Source organism: Enterococcus sp. H57 (assembly GCF_003112495.1).
GTDB classification, from domain to species: Bacteria; Bacillota; Bacilli; order Lactobacillales; family Enterococcaceae; genus Enterococcus_B; species Enterococcus_B faecium.
This window is the reverse complement of record NZ_BEHC01000080.1, coordinates 1-290: the sequence shown is the minus strand read 5'-3', so window position 1 is coordinate 290 and position 290 is coordinate 1. Positions and strand designations below refer to the sequence as shown.

1 tRNA gene is annotated in these 290 nt (G+C 41.7%); it reads left to right on the top strand.

The features are described from left to right. The first annotated feature begins 102 nt into the window (after positions 1 to 102). A tRNA-Ala gene (locus tag DIZ30_RS12770) sits at positions 103 to 175 on the top strand. The last annotated feature ends 115 nt before the right edge of the window (positions 176 to 290 follow it).

The following is a 290-nucleotide window of genomic DNA, read 5'->3' as shown; positions in this document are numbered from 1 at the left end:
GAAGGTGCGGCTGGATCACCTCCTTTCTAAGGAATATTACGGAGACTACACAATTTGTTTTTACTTTGTTCAGTTTTGAGAGGTTTACTCTCAATTTAAAACGGGGCCTTAGCTCAGCTGGGAGAGCGCCTGCTTTGCACGCAGGAGGTCAGCGGTTCGATCCCGCTAGGCTCCATTAACAACATTAGTTGTTAAATTTGTTCATTGAAAACTGGATATTTGAAGTAAATGTAAGTAATACAAACCGAGAACACCGCGTTGAATTTGAAAGCTGAACAAATTGTTTAGCC